The 15,910-nt window shown below is 40.7% G+C and carries 15 protein-coding genes and 1 riboswitch; of the genes, 7 read left to right on the top strand and 8 right to left on the bottom strand.

Features of this window, described 5'->3' with window-relative positions:
* Positions 1-96: 96 nt before the first annotated feature.
* The 3 genes from abuO to F984_RS17035 form a co-directional block, all read right to left on the bottom strand.
* Positions 97-1,443 carry a multidrug efflux outer membrane protein AbuO gene (gene abuO / locus F984_RS17025; protein WP_004710917.1) on the bottom strand — a complete coding sequence of 449 codons (1,347 nt, stop codon included), beginning with the start codon at positions 1,441-1,443 and terminating at the stop codon, positions 97-99.
* A gap of 73 nt (positions 1,444-1,516) precedes the next feature.
* Positions 1,517-2,428, bottom strand: a complete 912-nt coding sequence (locus F984_RS17030; protein ID WP_004710919.1) for a DMT family transporter — start codon at positions 2,426-2,428, stop codon at positions 1,517-1,519.
* Complete coding sequence (locus F984_RS17035; RefSeq protein ID WP_004710920.1) at positions 2,421-3,002, bottom strand: TetR/AcrR family transcriptional regulator; 582 nt, start codon at positions 3,000-3,002, stop codon at positions 2,421-2,423. The genes F984_RS17030 and F984_RS17035 overlap by 8 nt, the downstream gene beginning before the upstream one ends.
* Positions 3,003-3,112: 110 nt before the next feature.
* Between F984_RS17035 and F984_RS17040 the strand changes: the two genes are divergently transcribed.
* The 6 genes from F984_RS17040 to gluQRS all read left to right on the top strand — a co-directional run bounded on the left by F984_RS17040 (position 3,113) and on the right by gluQRS (position 9,584).
* Positions 3,113-4,195, top strand: coding sequence for a hypothetical protein (locus F984_RS17040; RefSeq protein ID WP_212749795.1), 1,083 nt, complete (start codon positions 3,113-3,115; stop codon positions 4,193-4,195).
* Between the two features lie 34 nt (positions 4,196-4,229).
* A riboswitch (TPP riboswitch) is annotated at positions 4,230-4,364 on the top strand.
* 90 nt (positions 4,365-4,454) lie between these two features.
* Positions 4,455-6,332 carry a phosphomethylpyrimidine synthase ThiC gene (gene thiC, locus F984_RS17045; RefSeq protein WP_004710924.1) on the top strand — a complete coding sequence of 626 codons (1,878 nt, stop codon included), beginning with the start codon at positions 4,455-4,457 and terminating at the stop codon, positions 6,330-6,332.
* A 75-nt stretch (positions 6,333-6,407) separates the two neighbouring features.
* The gene (locus tag F984_RS17050) at positions 6,408-7,034 is read left to right on the top strand and encodes an NUDIX domain-containing protein (protein WP_004710927.1); all 627 of its coding nucleotides are present in this window, start codon (positions 6,408-6,410) and stop codon (positions 7,032-7,034) included.
* A gap of 4 nt (positions 7,035-7,038) precedes the next feature.
* Positions 7,039-7,851, top strand: a complete 813-nt coding sequence (gene cpdA / locus F984_RS17055; RefSeq protein ID WP_004710928.1) for a 3',5'-cyclic-AMP phosphodiesterase — start codon at positions 7,039-7,041, stop codon at positions 7,849-7,851.
* A 210-nt stretch (positions 7,852-8,061) separates the two neighbouring features.
* Complete coding sequence (gene dksA, locus F984_RS17060) at positions 8,062-8,598, top strand: RNA polymerase-binding protein DksA (protein WP_001262524.1); 537 nt, start codon at positions 8,062-8,064, stop codon at positions 8,596-8,598.
* A 2-nt stretch (positions 8,599-8,600) separates the two neighbouring features.
* On the top strand, positions 8,601-9,584 hold the full coding sequence (gene gluQRS / locus F984_RS17065; protein WP_004710931.1) for a tRNA glutamyl-Q(34) synthetase GluQRS: 984 nt from the start codon (positions 8,601-8,603) through the stop codon (positions 9,582-9,584).
* 50 nt (positions 9,585-9,634) lie between these two features.
* Here the strand turns inward: gluQRS and ftsW are convergent, their stop codons facing one another.
* The 5 genes from ftsW to F984_RS17090 form a co-directional block, all read right to left on the bottom strand.
* A complete protein-coding gene (gene ftsW, locus F984_RS17070) occupies positions 9,635-10,831 on the bottom strand; it encodes a putative lipid II flippase FtsW (RefSeq protein WP_004710933.1) in 1,197 nt (398 codons plus the stop codon).
* Between the two features lie 24 nt (positions 10,832-10,855).
* Positions 10,856-12,202 carry a UDP-N-acetylmuramoyl-L-alanine--D-glutamate ligase gene (gene murD / locus F984_RS17075; RefSeq protein ID WP_004710934.1) on the bottom strand — a complete coding sequence of 449 codons (1,347 nt, stop codon included), beginning with the start codon at positions 12,200-12,202 and terminating at the stop codon, positions 10,856-10,858.
* Between the two features lie 147 nt (positions 12,203-12,349).
* The gene (locus tag F984_RS17080) at positions 12,350-12,601 is read right to left on the bottom strand and encodes a DUF6587 family protein (RefSeq protein WP_002053159.1); all 252 of its coding nucleotides are present in this window, start codon (positions 12,599-12,601) and stop codon (positions 12,350-12,352) included.
* A gap of 12 nt (positions 12,602-12,613) precedes the next feature.
* Entirely contained in the window at positions 12,614-14,470 is a 1,857-nt protein-coding gene (gene feoB, locus F984_RS17085; protein ID WP_004710937.1) for a ferrous iron transporter B, read from the bottom strand.
* On the bottom strand, positions 14,467-14,727 hold the full coding sequence (locus F984_RS17090; RefSeq protein ID WP_002053176.1) for a FeoA family protein: 261 nt from the start codon (positions 14,725-14,727) through the stop codon (positions 14,467-14,469). Before F984_RS17090 ends, feoB begins: the two co-directional genes overlap by 4 nt.
* A gap of 143 nt (positions 14,728-14,870) precedes the next feature.
* Between F984_RS17090 and xerD the strand changes: the two genes are divergently transcribed.
* Positions 14,871-15,791 carry a site-specific tyrosine recombinase XerD gene (gene xerD / locus F984_RS17095; RefSeq protein ID WP_002053149.1) on the top strand — a complete coding sequence of 307 codons (921 nt, stop codon included), beginning with the start codon at positions 14,871-14,873 and terminating at the stop codon, positions 15,789-15,791.
* Positions 15,792-15,910 lie beyond the last annotated feature (119 nt).

Here is a 15,910-nt window from a genome sequence, read left to right on the forward strand (position 1 = left end):
ACATGATGGCGCAGGGATAAAATGATTGAGCATTAAAACACATCAATCATTAAATTTTTATGACAAAATTAAATTTCAGATAAAAGCATTTTTTTATTACTGATACGTTAACCAGCTGTTTAATTCAACCAGATCTTTTTCGCCTAACTGACCTACAGCCGCTTTTAAACGAAGTACATTTAATAAATAGTCATATTGAGCATTAAGATAATCCTGTTTTGCTGAAAAAGCATTACGCTGTGCTAATAAAACATCGACCATACTTTTTAAGCCCTCGTTATAACTTGCTTTTGAGGCTTGAGAGACAAGTGAAGAAGAGTCCATTGCCGCCTTTCTTGCTTCAAGTTTTGCACGGTCGGTATCCACCTGCATAAAAGCGCTTTTTACATCGACATTGGCACGGCGAATGGCCGCATCGAGTTGAGCTTGCGCTTTATTTAACTCTATAGTGGCTTTTTTAATAGAGGTTCGGGTCTGTCCTCCATTAAATAAATTCCAGTTCATCTCTACGCCAACCTGATCAAACTTTCCATCAGTCGAAATCAGTGTTTCTGGTGTTTGTTTGGTATAGCCATAACTCGCCACAGCATCTATTTGTGGATAAAGTGCAGCTTTTTCCACACGGCGTTGGTCTTCAGCATATCGCTTTTGTAAACGGGCTTGCTGAATCTTTAGATTTTGTTGTTGGGCTAAGCCAATCCAGTCATCAAGTTGGGCTGGATAAGGCTTTTGAAAAGTAAAATCACTTCGCAGTACTGCAAGCTTGTCTTGATAAGGGCCAATATATTCAGAGAGCTGTTCTTGAGCTAAAAGAAGCTGAACATTAGTTGCAATACGGTTGGCTCTGGCATTTTGATATTGGGCATTTGCCTCACTTACATCACTACGTGCCACCAAACCCTCTTTAAGCTTGGCATTCATCATATTGAGTTGTTCAAGTAAAGCCTTTTCTTCTTGTAAATATGCAGCGGTAAGTGCCTGCTGACGCAGTACATTAAAATAGGCTTCTGCCACATTTAAAACATGATCTTGTTTTTGCAGGCGTAAAGTAATTTCACTAAGAGCAACCGAGGTTTTAACCTGTTTATAACCTTCCCATGCATCCATACGAAAAAGAGGCTGACGAGCAGATAAAGTTGCTTGTTTGGTTGTTGATGTATTACTTACCAAAGCATCGGACAGTCCCTCTTGATCAACACCGGGAAAATTTGAACGCTTTACGGTTTGGCTATTACGATTAATCTTTCCAGATAAGGTGACTGTAGGCAATAAAGCACCAGTTGCTAAGCCTAAATTGAGCTGATCTGCTTCAAATTGTTGTTGATTCGCTTGCCATGTCGGATCATTTTGCTTTGCGCGCTCATAAGTTTCAACTAAATCTAAAGCAAAACTCGGCGATGCAAAACTCCATAAACTCGCCACAAGCATTAATTTTATTTTCATTGTCTAAATCAACGATAAAACTTGGCTTTAAGACTAAGAAAAATTTGATTTAAACTCAAGCCAGTAAAAGTTTTCATTTTTGTGTATTTTCAGGCTTTGATAACATCAAAATACAAATGAAAATCAAAAACATGCCTAGCCAGCCCACCCATGATACATGTTCACCGACCAACACAATCGCAAAAATCGCAGCAACTAAAGGCTCAGATAAAGTTAACGTAGTCGCTTTGCTCGCATTTACAGTCTTTAGCCCAAAGCCGAAAAGTAAATAACCGAGGAACATAGGAATTAGCATCATATAGCCAGCCACAAGTAAATTTGTTGAGCTCTCTAATAAACCGCCCCCTGTAAGCAACAAAGTAGGAAGTAAAATAACTGCTCCGCCACCCATAATCATGCCCATTGCAGCTTTAGCAGCAATACCTCGGTCTATTAATCTTTTTGCAGCCCATGAATAAAGCGAATAAGTTGTAGCAGCAACAAGCCCCAGAAAAATACCGAAGTATTTATTCCATTCATTTGTAATATCTTGTGCTATGTGGCTTTCACCCATAGATAATAAACTTACTCCCACAACACCAAACACAAAACTCAGGAACCATGTTTTAGATAAAACTTTACGGTCAAAGAATCGCTCTAAAACTGCTGCAATGAGTGGAGCTGAACCAATTGAAACCACAGTACCAATCGTAATTCCGGCATAATGCATAGAAGAATAAAAAGCTAAGGGATATATCCCAACTGCTGCAATGCCCAAAAGAGTAATAGGAATATTACGCCTAATAAATTGCCGGTTTTCCCGTATAGCTCGTGATGCAACCAGAGCTTGTAAAAGGCCTCCACCGCCCATCGCTACAGCACCAATTGCCAGTGGTCCAAGTGTTGGGGCAAATGCTGCCGCAGTTCCTGTTGTCCCCCACAAAACAGAGGCAACTAAAATTGCAATTATGCCACCATAACTACTATTTTTAATAAGGCTAATCATGTTGGCATTCTCGATCTAAAATATCTTCTGCCATTTGCCTCGCTAATTGAAGTTGACGGCTACTACCTTCTAGACCAGCTCTTGCCATAGAACCTTCTAAAAGAAAAGAAAGTTGTGAGGCGATATAGCTAATACGCTGTGAGTCTGGTATTAATTTTTTTAAATGCTCAGCAACAATAGCCTCAACTTGTTCTTTATGCTGCCTTACAGCATTTCGTCCTGCACTATTTGCAGGAAACTCAGCAGCAGCATTTAAAAGTCCACATCCCCTAAAACCCTTTTCATAAGCAAACTCGGCATGATCTTGATAGGCATCAAATACGGCCAAAATAGCTTCTTTAGCTGTTTTTGTTTTTTCTAAACGGTTTTGATAAAGGTCTAACCACTCTTGATGTCGTGCAGCAATGTAGGCATCAACAAGATCTCCTTTTGAAGAAAAATTATTGTAAAGCGACATCTTGGCTACATCTGCTTTAGCCGTAACCGAGTTAATGCCAGTTGCAGTAATGCCATCGTTATAAAATAGTGTTGCCGCTGCATCGAGAATTTTCTGTCTTGCTGTTTTATCATTCATGGTATTAAATTAAGTAGACCGATCTACCTAATAATAAAGATTTCTAACAGTGATGCAATCTTTTTAAGCGTTATAATTTGAGCAATATCAATTTCGATAAAAATATAAAGATGAAAAAAATTCTAATGATGAGTATGTGCAGTGCACTACTTTTAGCTGGATGTAGTAAAACATCAGAGCAAGATCAGGCTGTATCTAAAGAGCAAAAATCAACTGCACAAAAGTCCACCGAACAGCGAGACAGTAGCTGCTTACAAACTATAGCTGCTATGCAGAAAATTAATCAAAACAGTAAAATAGAAGACCTAAATCAAATTAATGAAAAACTTAAAACCTGTGTTCCCTCTTTTAAAAATAATGAACAGCTTAAGCTAATTGAAGCATCGACGGCTATGTATCAGCGTTTTCTAAAACAAGAACATAATGAAAAAACAGCAAAAGCGTTTGAAGCTTTTGGATATGCCATTTTAGAACAAGAACCATTAGATGCTAAAAAAACAATGAAAACCAAGAAAAAGTTATTCGATCAGCTTGGTACTCGTGATCAATACCTGATTCAACACGAGGGCCAAGCCTATATTGAACTACTCTATCAAGGTGAGGGCATGTTTACTTATCGCCGTCAGCCGAACTATTTAGTTGACGTTTTTTCTAAGGCTTTACCTGCTGATCAGAAAGAATTCTTATCTCGTATGGCGAAAGACAATAAAGACATTTTCTATGACGATGGTGCGTTGGCTATCTCATGGAAAGAGCTTACTGAGCGTGCATTATTTTGGGAGAAATTTATCCAAAAATATCCAAAGAGTTATTTTATTAATGATGCAAAATTATTATTTAATGAGTACCGATATTTTATTTTCTTTGGGCTAGATAATACGCCTGTATCCGATGAGTTTGCTCCAAACACATGGATTGATAAAGATGCGCTTCAACAAATTCGTTTCTTATCTACACAAAATCAATCTAGCTTAGCAAAACCCGCTCAACAATTTCTGAAGTTTATTGCCACCCCTGTCGATGAGCGCAATAAGCAATTTAAAATAGATTTAACTGATGAAAATGGGCAAAAGAAATCTACCTATCAGATTGTGCATGAACAACTTGAGCAGCTATTAAAGTTTGATTCGCCATGGAATACTCAAAGCTACCGAGACTGCCATATAGATGCGGTTTGTATAGATACAAATTGACAATGCCAGCCAACCTAAAACATGTTAGTCTTTAAATCGCTTGACGGAGCGCGAGTAATAGCTCGCTGAGATTGTGTAAATTCCGTGTTATCGCAACACCAGTTTGATCACAAGTACCGTTGAACCTGATCAGGTTAAGACCTGCGTAGGAATCAAGCCATCTGAAAACTTAAAGCCCTCAATTTATCTAGTTCAAGATAAATCCGCCATCGTTTTTGGTCGTGCTTGATTCGTTGATGTTATTCATAAGGATCATGTGATGAACCAATTAACGAATCTCTCTTCTGCTGAAATTTCAGCACAACATGAACAAGATGCAAAAGACTTAACCCGCATCTTACCCGCTTCTAAAAAAGTTTATATTGAAGGCTCTCGCCCTGATATTCAGGTTCCAATGCGAGAAATTTCTTTAACTGACACCCCAACTGGCCTTGGTGGTGAGCACAACCCACCTATTATGGTATATGACACTTCAGGTGTTTATACTGACCCAAATGTTCAAATTGATTTAAACAAAGGTTTACCTTCAGTTCGCCAAAAATGGATTGAAGAACGTAACGATACTGACGTACTTGCGGGTTTAACTTCAAAGTTTGGTCAGGAGCGTTTAAAAGATATTCGTACTGCTGATATTCGCTTTGCACATATTCAAAACCCACGCCGCGCTAAAGCAGGCAAAAATGTCACTCAAATGCACTATGCCAAACAGGGTATTATTACGCCTGAAATGGAATATATTGCGATTCGTGAAAATCAGCGTCAACGCGAAGCTGTAGATATGCGCCAGCACCCAGGCCAAAACTTTGGTGCAAAAAACTTAAAAGAAATTACACCTGAGTTTGTTCGCCAAGAAGTTGCCGAAGGCCGCGCTATTATTCCTGCCAACATTAACCACCCAGAACTTGAACCAATGATTATTGGTCGTAATTTCTTGGTTAAGATCAATGCCAATATTGGTAACTCTGCGCTTGGCTCTTCAATTGATGAAGAAGTTGCGAAAATGACATGGGCAACCCGTTGGGGCGCTGACACCATTATGGACTTGTCTACAGGTAAAAACATTCATGAAACACGTGAATGGATTATTCGTAACTCACCTGTTCCAATCGGTACCGTGCCAATTTATCAAGCCCTTGAAAAAGTTGATGGTGTTGCTGAGAACCTGACTTGGGAAATCTTTAAAGACACACTTATTGAGCAAGCTGAACAAGGCGTTGACTACTTCACCATTCACGCAGGTGTATTGCTTCGCTATGTGCCACTTACAGCAAACCGTTTAACGGGTATTGTGTCTCGTGGTGGTTCAATCATGGCGCAGTGGTGCCTCGCTCATCATGAAGAGAACTTCTTATACACACACTTCGACGAAATCTGTGAAATTATGAAAGCCTATGATGTGTCATTTAGCTTAGGCGATGGCTTACGTCCGGGTTGTATTCAAGATGCAAATGACGAAGCGCAGTTCAGTGAACTTAAAACATTGGGTGAGCTTACTCACCGAGCATGGGAACATGATGTTCAGGTCATGATTGAAGGCCCGGGTCACGTACCAATGCACATGATTAAAGAGAACATGGACTTGCAGTTAGAGGTATGTAAAGAAGCACCATTCTATACACTTGGGCCTTTAACTACAGACATCGCTCCGGGTTATGATCACATTACTTCTGCAATTGGCGCAGCTATGATTGGTTGGTATGGCACAGCAATGCTTTGCTATGTGACACCAAAAGAGCATTTAGGTTTGCCAAACAAGAAGGATGTAAAAGACGGAATTATTACCTACAAGATTGCAGCACACGCAGCCGATCTTGCCAAAGGCCATCCGGGTGCACAGGTTCGTGATAATGCCTTGTCTAAAGCACGTTTCGAATTCCGTTGGGACGATCAGTTCAACCTAAGCCTAGATCCAGATACAGCACGCAGCATGCATGACGAGACTTTACCGAAAGAAGCGCATAAATCTGCACACTTTTGCTCAATGTGTGGTCCAAAATTCTGTTCAATGAAAATCACCCAGAATGTACGTGACTATGCCAACAATCTCACCAATAGCGATTCAGAGGTTGAAGAAGGCCTCAAAGCGATGAAAGAGGTTTATCAAGAGCAAGGACAAAAACTGTATCATAAAGTGTAAATATTCAAAAAAAACACTTGCCTAGCCATGATTCTCGGTTAGGATGAAATAAATAGATTTCGTCCTGATCGAATCATGAGTATTGTCGAGCATCCAAGTTATACATCTAAAGATGTCGAAGTAACATCACGTGAACTTCTGTTCAGTGGTTTTATTCAAGTTGAAAAAGTCAGCCTTCGACATCGTCTATTTAATCAATCTGAATATACTCCTGTATTGCAGCGCGAACTTGTGCATCGACCTGAAGCGGCTGGCGTTCTACTCTACAATGACCAAAAACAACAGTTTGCCCTAATTGAACAGTTTCGTGTTGGTGCTTTAGATGACTCTCAATCGCCGTGGCAACTCGAAATTATTGCAGGCGTGTTAGATGGCAATGAGTCACCAGAAAGTTGCATTCGACGTGAAAGCCTTGAAGAATCAGGTTGTGAAGTTCAGGATTTAGAGCATCTATTTAGTTTTTACCCATCAGCAGGCGCCTGTTCAGAATTATTTCATCTATATGTCGCCGAAACCGAATTACCCGCTGTAGGCGGTGTTTTTGGAGTAGATGATGAGGGTGAAAATATTCAGCTGCATTTGTTTAGTTATAGCGAAATTCAAACACTACTCGACAGCGGACGTTTAAGAAATGCCCCTGTTATTATGGCATTACAATGGCTGGCTCAACACAGCAAAACGATAATAAATCCGAAGAGGTAGGACGGTGACTTTCCAAGTCTCAACACTTTCACAAAAAAATCATGTCATCATACAAATTACCGATACACATTTATTGGAGTATCCACAGCTAGAATTTGTGGGGATGAATCCTGAAGAAAGTTTCCATGCCATTATCCAGCAGATATTGAAACAACATCCAGAAGCGGACGCGATTATTCATACCGGAGACCTCGCACAAGCCCCAACCCCTATTACCTACAAGCGTTATATCAACTTTATGCAAACCTTGGGTTTGCCTTTTTTCCACACGCTCGGTAATCATGACAATGTGGACCACTTTCCACTGCATAACGAAAATCATCAGGAACCTGTGGTGGTCGGCTTAGGGAATTGGCGCATCATTATGCTCAACAGTGCCGTAAAGGGAAAAGTAGATGGTCATTTGTCATTGGAACAATTAGAAAATTTAGAAAACTTACTTGAGCAATTTGCAGATCATCCAGTTCTGCTGGCTTGCCATCATCACCCATTTGCCATGAAATCAAAATGGATTGATCATCACAAACTACAAAACTCAAATGCACTACTAGATACGTTAAGCCCATTTAAAAATGTAAAGGCTTTAGTTTGTGGACACGTACATCAAGACTCTCTTAATATTTGGCAAGGTATCGAATTTTTCTCAACACCTTCCACAAGCGTACAATTTAAACCGTTTATTAACGATTTTGCACTCGATCAAAATGCACCGGGTTACCGTTACATTCGTCTGAATAATGATGGTACTTTTGAAACAAAAGTGTTTCGACTTGAAAATTTCGAAACCCATATAAACACTGATATTTCAGGATATTAGTCCTAAATTGAATACCTCTATGAGGAATTATGACTAGGGCAAACACGTTTTGAAATTATTTACGGGATAGAATGACTATCATCTTGCAGGAAAAATCTATATGATGACGACCCGATGGAAAAATCCATCGATGGTTTTCTATAAAAACACTTGCATATCACCATATTTTTTGCGTATAGATAATACGTGTATGATGAGGAATGCCCTATTATGGCGAATGACAACCACAACCAAGTTTTGGATGAACATACAGAAGTTGTAGTAGAAGGTGATAAAGCTTCTGCAAAACGTGCACGTAAAGTGAAACCTAAAACTTCTGACGTAGGCTCAACTGCAAGTTTATTTGGTATTGCACCTTATCAACCTAAGAAAAATGAAGAGTACATGTCTGAAGGACAGCTCGAGCATTTCCGACAAATTCTGCAAGCATGGAAAGCTGAATTAATGTCTGAAGTTGATCGTACTTTAAATACGATGCAAGATGAATCAACTGCATTGCCAGACGTAAATGACCGTGCTACCCAAGAAGAAGAATTTGCAATTGAATTACGTACACGTGACCGTGAACGTAAATTAATTCGTAAAATCGAACAATCTCTTGAAGCGATTAAAAACGAAGACTACGGTTTCTGTGAAACTTGTGGTATCGAAATCGGCTTACGTCGTTTAGAAGCACGTCCAACTGCAACGTTATGTATTGACTGCAAAACCTTGGCAGAAATTAAAGAGAAGCAAAATAACGGTTAATTGTGACGGTTAAGAATTCTCCAGCCGAGTTCGACTCGGCTCTTGCGCAGCAGTTAAATCGCTTGCCAGAAAAGCATAGCTTTTCTCTTGCGCAGCGGCGGAACAATGTTCCACTTAATCGCTGCTCATACTCAGGTCGGTTTGCGCCCTCGCCAACCGGCCCTTTACATTTCGGATCACTGATTACTGCTGTTGCCAGTTACTGTGATGCTAGAGCTCACAAAGGGCGATGGTTTGTTCGTATTGAAGATACTGACATTCCACGCATCTATCCCGGTAGTGAAGACCATATACTCGCATCAATTGAAGCTTTTCAGTTCGATCTTGATGCAGAGATCATCTTTCAAAAAGACCGCCTAAATATTTATGAAAGCGTATTAGACCAACTTAAAAAAGAAGGTTTAGTTTACGCCTGTCAATGTACCCGTAAAATGCTCGGTTCAAATGCAATCTATGCAGGTACTTGCCGTGATTTGCATCTCGATTTTCAAGATCAAGCGATTCGCGTAAAAGTTAAGGATCAGCAGATCTGTTTCGATGATCGATTGCAAGGACTTCATTGTTCTAATCTACAACATGACCTTGGTGACTTTGTTCTTAAACGCCGTGATGGCATTATTAACTATCAACTTGCTGTTGTCGTGGATGACTACTTACAAGGTATTACACACGTTGTTCGTGGTGCAGACCTTTTAGATAACACTGAACGCCAAATCTGGCTGGGTCAGCTCCTCGATTACCCTAAACTAAGCTATATGCATCTTCCTCTGGCTATGAATGATCAGGGGCAAAAGCTTTCTAAACAAAATCTTGCTCAAGCACTCGATTTAACTAAAGCACCTGAATTACTTCAAAAAGCGATACTCGCCTTGGGACAACCCAAGGTTGATTTAGATCGCCCTGAAGTGATGCTCAAGCAAGCTGTAGCGCAGTGGAATGTAGATTTAATTCCTCACGGACAAGAGCTTGGCGGAATATATTTATAAATAAAAAAAGCCCGATTCGATATCGGGCTTTTCATAACAACTGAAATAGTTTAGAAGTTCGATTCTTCTCTTTCAGGGTTTACTTCTTGAGTTGATGCATCAATCTTTAAGATCAAGCTAATCATAGCTGCACACATCATTAAAGACGTACCACCATAACTAATAAATGGCAGAGTTAAACCTTTGGTTGGCATTAAGCCCATGTTCATACCCGCATTTACCAAAATCTGGAGTAAGAAAATAATACTAATACCGTAAGCCAAATAGCCCGCGCGAAGATAATGATGTTTCAAGGCACGGTGTCCAATTTTGATACAACAAGCCAACATCAAGAAAGATAAGCCAATGACAATCGAAATACCAAAGAAGCCAAACTCTTCGCCTAACACGGCCAACATAAAGTCAGTATGCGCTTCTGGTAAATAAGATAGCTTTTGAACACTATGCCCTAAGCCTGTTCCAAACCATTCACCACGGCCAAAGGCCATGAGTGCATTTGATAACTGATAACCCACACCTAATGGATCTGCCCATGGGTCGGTAAACGAAATCAAACGCTGGAAACGGTAAGGCTCAAACAAGATCAAAAACACGATACCGGTGACAATCGCACCAAGCATAATTAAGAACTGTGTTGGCGGCGCACCAGCTAAAAAGAACACGCCGACCATCATCATGACAATAACGATCGTCGCACCCAAGTCAGGCTCGGCAATAATTAAACCGACCGTAATCGCCATCACACCACTTAAACGCAGTAAACCTTTCCAGTGCGTACGAACCTCTTTAGCACGGCGTACCACGTAGTCTGCCGTAAAGATTGCCATCATGACTTTGGCAACCTCTGTAGGCTGTAAGGTAAAACCACCGATTTTAATCCAACGTGTAGAACCATTGACTTCCGAACCTACCGCCAAAGCAGCAAGTAACAGAACCATGGTTAACAACCACAGCGGAAACGTATTTTTAAACCATGTATTGAGTGAGATTCGGTAAGTCAAATACGCCACGACCCCAGCAACCGCAATAGATATCGCATGGCGGATGACATAGTGAAACGGGTTCTCATGCATATATTCTGCATAAGGCATCGAAGCAGATGCTACCATCACCGAACCGATACATAACAATGCAACGACACAGAAAATCAAGACATTACGTGGCGTCACTTCCGCTGGCCATTTCGGCAATATCCGTTCATACCAATGATTGATTTTCTGGATTGTGGTCTGAGCTAAGCCTGCCATACTACATTCCTAATCATATTTTCTTTAAACCAACGAATTGACGCAGGCAACAAACTGCTGACCACGGTCATTATAACTTTTAAACATATCAAAACTTGCACATGCTGGTGATAGCAATACCACATCTTCAGCTTGTGTTTCACGTTGACATATCTCGACAGCTTCTTTAAGTGTTGCCGCATGTAAAATTTTAGTTGCGCCTTGAATGGCCTGCTCGATGACAGGCGCATCTTCACCAATCAATACCACAACTTTGGCATACTTTTCGATAGAAGAACGTAAAGGAGTAAAGTCTTGACCTTTACCCTGCCCACCTAAAATTAGGGCAACTTTACCTTTTTTCACTTCAATCGCAGCACCTAAACCATCAATTGCTGCAAGTGTAGCGCCAACATTGGTTCCTTTTGAGTCATTGTAATAACGTACATCATGTACGGTCTTTACATACTCACACCGGTGCTCTAAACCTTTAAAGTGTTTTAAAGTTTCAAGCATAGATTCCATAGGTAAGCCAATTGCTTCACCCAATGCTAAACACGCTAAAGCATTGGCTACGTTGTGCATACCTTGAATATATAAGTCTGAGCTTTTAATTAAACGCTGCAAGCCACGAGCAAGCCACAGTGTACCGTCAGCATCTCTTAAAACGCCGTACTGGTTTAAGTCAGGTGCATTTAGACCAAAGCTTTGCATTGGCGTTGTATCAGGTACAAGAGGACGGCTTAAAGCATCATCACGGTTAAATACAACTTTCTTGACACCTTGGAAAATACGGTGCTTTGCTTGGTGATACCCCAGCATATTGCCATGACGATCTAAGTGATCTTCACTCATGTTCAGTACCACAGCTACCTCAGCATTTAAGTGAGATGTGGTTTCTAACTGGAAGCTTGATAACTCAAGTACTAATAACTCTGGTTGATCTTTAAGTAAATCTAGAGCTGGGCGACCAAGGTTACCACCAACGGCAACTTTCTTACCTGCATCTTTAGCCATTAAGCCCATTAAAGTAGTAACAGTACTCTTCGCGTTAGAGCCTGTAATCGCAACAATCGGTACATCAGTTGCACGGCGAAGCAGCTGAATATCACCTACTACAGAAATACCTTTAGCAATAGCAGCCTGAATTTCTGGTAATTGTGGTGCAAGGCCCGGGCTTAAAATAATTTCTTCTGCTTGTAGTAATAATTCTTGATCGAGTTTACCAAAACTGATCTTCACGTCTGCAGGAATTTGATCATGTCCGGGAGGTGTGGGGCGGGAATCCGTTACTGCAACTTGGTAGCCTTGTTCATGCAGGAAATTTACAGCAGAAACACCTGATATACCCAAGCCTGCTACAACTTTTAACCCACCACGTTGTATTAACATTTTTGCCCCACAATTTATCAATCGACAGAATGGCAAAAATGTTAGCACTTTGCTGTTTTGAATACTTTTTCAGTTTGACTTTTATTCTACTTTTTTTGTGTCAGTGCGTAAAAAAGCCATCATTCGATGGCTTTTTATACAGAAAAGTTAACGCCACTTCACCGTTTGTACCGGAGCGGACTTTTGGGTAGGTGCATCATCAGTAGAACAGCCACAATTGCCACCACAACCGGCAGCCTGTTTAGGCTTCAACCATGATGCCAAACGCTGCCAACCCAAGCGTTGACACTGGATTGATAATGCAAGAAATACTGAAGCGGACGTTTGAGGAAATACCTTTTTAAAGACAACAATGGCACTCCACAACACCAATACAGCAACAATAAGGTAATCAAACATAAGCGCCTCCTATTAACCCCAAATGCGTGATGCAATTTGGTAGGTTAAAAATGACATGAGATAAGCCAAACCAAATAGATAAGCCGTCATGACTGCCACATGTTTCCATGAACCTGTCTCACGGCGTACCGTTGCCAAGGTTGCTAAACAATGTGGTGCATAAATAAACCAGACCAATAAAGATAGCCCTGTAGCCAATGACCAACCCGTGCCGTTTGCACTAATCAAATGAGCAAGCCCCTGTGCAACAGCATTATCATCAGCACCAGATAACGCATATACCGTACCTAATGCTGCAACCACAACCTCACGAGCAGCCATTGCGGGAATGAGCGCCACCACGATTTGCCAGTTAAAGCCAAGCGGTGCGAATAAAGGCTGAATAAAGTGCCCTGCCATACCCGCAAAACTATAATCAATTGCTGGTAGCGTTGCGCCTTCGGGTGGTTGAGGGAAAGTACACAAGAACCAAAGAATAATGGTCAATGCAACAATAATCCCACCAACACGACGCAAGAAAATCTTTGCGCGCTCCATCAACCCAATAGCGATACTTTTTGGATCAGGAAAACGATAACTTGGTAATTCCATTAACAAGGCATGCTGTGATTTGTCTTTACGCAAAAACTTCATCACAAAGGCAACACAAAGTGCACTTAAAATACCTGCCATGTATAAACCAAACAGCACCAAACCTTGTAAGTTAAAGATGCCTAAAACAGTTTGACTTGGAATAAATGCACCAATTAACAAGGCATAGACAGGCAAACGTGCCGAACATGTCATGAGGGGTGCAACCATGATCGTGGTAAAACGGTCACGTGAATCACTGATACTTCGGGTTGCCATAATGCCAGGAATCGCACAGGCAAAACTTGATAATAATGGAATGAAAGAACGACCACTCAAGCCGGCTTTAAACATTAATTTATCGAGCAAGAACGCTGCACGCGGTAAATAACCTGATTCTTCGAGTACCAAAATAAAGAAGAAGAGAATCAAAATTTGAGGCAAGAAAGCCAGTACTGTGCCCGCTCCTGCCAGAACACCGTCTACGACTAAACTGCGTAGCACAGGTTGATGGATGGCTCCATTTAACCACTCACCTAACCATGGGATTACCCCATCTTCAATTGCAGCTTTAAAAGGTTCAGCCCAAGCAAATACTGCCTGAAAGACAATAAACATCATTACTGCCAAGCTGAGTAAACCCAATACAGGATGTAAGAAAATTCGATCTAGAAAGTCAGTACGCTTATCATCATGATCAACAAAATTAACCACATCTTTAAAAATCGTTTCGATTTTCTGATGATGTCCACCACTTAAACCACTCAGTTCAGTATGAGGTACGGTATATTTTTCTTGATCGAGCGCATGCAATAAATTTTCAATACCTGAATTACGTACGGCAACCGTTTCAACAACAGGAACACCTAAACGCTCAGAGAGTTTCTGTGTATTGATTTGAATACCGCGACGACGCGCTTCATCCATCATGTTCAATACAACCAGAATTGGACGCCCTAATTCAATAATTTCAAGTACCAAACCCAAATGCAGTTTTAAGTTCGTCGCATCGACAATACATAAAAAAGCATCTTGCTGCCCTTCTTCGGCAATTTTGCCTTGGCAGACATCACGGGTAATTTCTTCATCTGGGCTAGTTGCCTGCAAACTATAGGTACCCGGTAAATCTAGTACACGAACTGCACGGCCTGAAGGTAATTGAAAGTTACCGACTTTACGCTCTACAGTTACACCCGCATAGTTAGCAACCTTTTGTCTTGTTCCAGTTAAATGGTTAAACAGCGAAGTTTTACCGCAGTTCGGGTTTCCCACAAGGGCAATACGTAGCGCATTACTCATGCGGGTACTCCTTCTAACTGAATCTCGATTTTTTCCGCTTCCGCCTTACGTAAAGCGAAACGAGTAAAGCCAATTTGGATTAAGATCGGATCACCACCAAAAATACCTTTGGTAATCACCTCTACTCGAGTACCTGGTACAAAGCCCAAGCTTTCCAAACGAATTGCGACCAAATCTTGTTGCTCGGATGTTTGTGTCATCCGATCTACTTTGGTGATGGTAGCCGCTTGCTTCACTTTCAACGCTGATAAACGCACCGCATCCGATCCTAAACCTTTTTTACTAGTATACATATAAATGAGAATAATTACCAAATAAGGTTAAATTTCAATTCTCACCTACTTTAATCGACAAATCTTAAAGTTTCTTTTAAAGTACAGGGGTTTAGAGGACATTGTTTATGATAAATAAGAAACCGCGTATTCCAAGCCCTGTTCAAATTCCTGAACATTTGAGCTTTTTACAAGGTTTTCGCGACTATTTAGTTGCACAAACAGTAAGTCCACATACTCGTAATGCTTATTTATCTGACCTGATTCAATGTGCTGAACTTCATAAAAAAAATAGCTTGCCGAAATGGTCGAGTGATGACATTTCTGATGTCCTTATTGAACTCACCAAAATAGGAAAAAGTCCACGCTCAATTGCACGTTGTTTATCTGCCCTACGCCAGTTTTACAAATTTTTACGTGAACAAAAATTACGAAGCGATAACCCGGTAGCGACACATCACTCACCCAAAATTGGCCGAGCTTTACCCAAAGATTTATCAGAAGAAGATGTCGAAGCACTGATTCAAGCGCCTGACATTACAACAGCTTTGGGGTTACGTGATCGAGCGATGTTTGAAGTACTTTATGCATGTGGTTTACGTGTTTCCGAGCTAATCAACTTGCGCTTGGAGCTAATCAATTTAAAACAAGGCTATTTACGTATTACTGGTAAAGGCAATAAAGAACGTTTAGTACCATTAGGCCAATATGCTTGTGACTGGGTAGAACGCTACTTAAATGATGCACGTCCACAACTTTATAAAACTTCCACTGACTATTTATTTTTAACTCAACATGGCGGAATCATGAGCCGTCAGAATTTTTGGTATGCAATTAAACGATATGCACTACAAGCCAATATTCAGGCTGAGCTGTCGCCTCATACCTTACGTCATGCCTTTGCAACACACTTGCTCAATCACGGCGCTGACTTACGCGTAGTACAAATGTTACTGGGCCATAGTGACTTATCTACCACCCAAATCTATACCCATGTAGCACAAGTAAGAATGCAACAATTACATGAAAAACATCACCCTAGAGGTTAAAAATTTTTAAACGAATTATATGAAATACACCGAACAATCATTTGATTTCGTTCACAAAGGTTAAGAAAGTTTTAACAATACACACTAGATTTTTTGTTATGCTTAGCAGCTTCTGACTA

The organism is Acinetobacter nosocomialis NIPH 2119 (genome assembly GCF_000368085.1).
Classification (GTDB): Bacteria; Pseudomonadota; Gammaproteobacteria; order Pseudomonadales; family Moraxellaceae; genus Acinetobacter; species Acinetobacter nosocomialis.

Excerpts from the sequence above, each read along its gene's own strand:
- F984_RS17050 (WP_004710927.1), top strand. The coding sequence starts at position 6,408 with ATGAGTATTGTCGAGCATCCAAGTTATACATCTAAAGATGTCGAAGTA.
- thiC (WP_004710924.1), top strand. The coding sequence starts at position 4,455 with ATGAACCAATTAACGAATCTCTCTTCTGCTGAAATTTCAGCACAACAT.
- feoB (WP_004710937.1), bottom strand. The coding sequence starts at position 14,470 with ATGAGTAATGCGCTACGTATTGCCCTTGTGGGAAACCCGAACTGCGGT.
- ftsW (WP_004710933.1), bottom strand. The coding sequence starts at position 10,831 with ATGGCAGGCTTAGCTCAGACCACAATCCAGAAAATCAATCATTGGTAT.
- F984_RS17080 (WP_002053159.1), bottom strand. The coding sequence starts at position 12,601 with ATGTTTGATTACCTTATTGTTGCTGTATTGGTGTTGTGGAGTGCCATT.
- dksA (WP_001262524.1), top strand. The coding sequence starts at position 8,062 with ATGGCGAATGACAACCACAACCAAGTTTTGGATGAACATACAGAAGTT.
- xerD (WP_002053149.1), top strand. The coding sequence starts at position 14,871 with ATGATAAATAAGAAACCGCGTATTCCAAGCCCTGTTCAAATTCCTGAA.
- F984_RS17030 (WP_004710919.1), bottom strand. The coding sequence starts at position 2,428 with ATGATTAGCCTTATTAAAAATAGTAGTTATGGTGGCATAATTGCAATT.
- murD (WP_004710934.1), bottom strand. The coding sequence starts at position 12,202 with ATGTTAATACAACGTGGTGGGTTAAAAGTTGTAGCAGGCTTGGGTATA.
- F984_RS17035 (WP_004710920.1), bottom strand. The coding sequence starts at position 3,002 with ATGAATGATAAAACAGCAAGACAGAAAATTCTCGATGCAGCGGCAACA.
- F984_RS17040 (WP_212749795.1), top strand. The coding sequence starts at position 3,113 with ATGAAAAAAATTCTAATGATGAGTATGTGCAGTGCACTACTTTTAGCT.
- abuO (WP_004710917.1), bottom strand. The coding sequence starts at position 1,443 with ATGAAAATAAAATTAATGCTTGTGGCGAGTTTATGGAGTTTTGCATCG.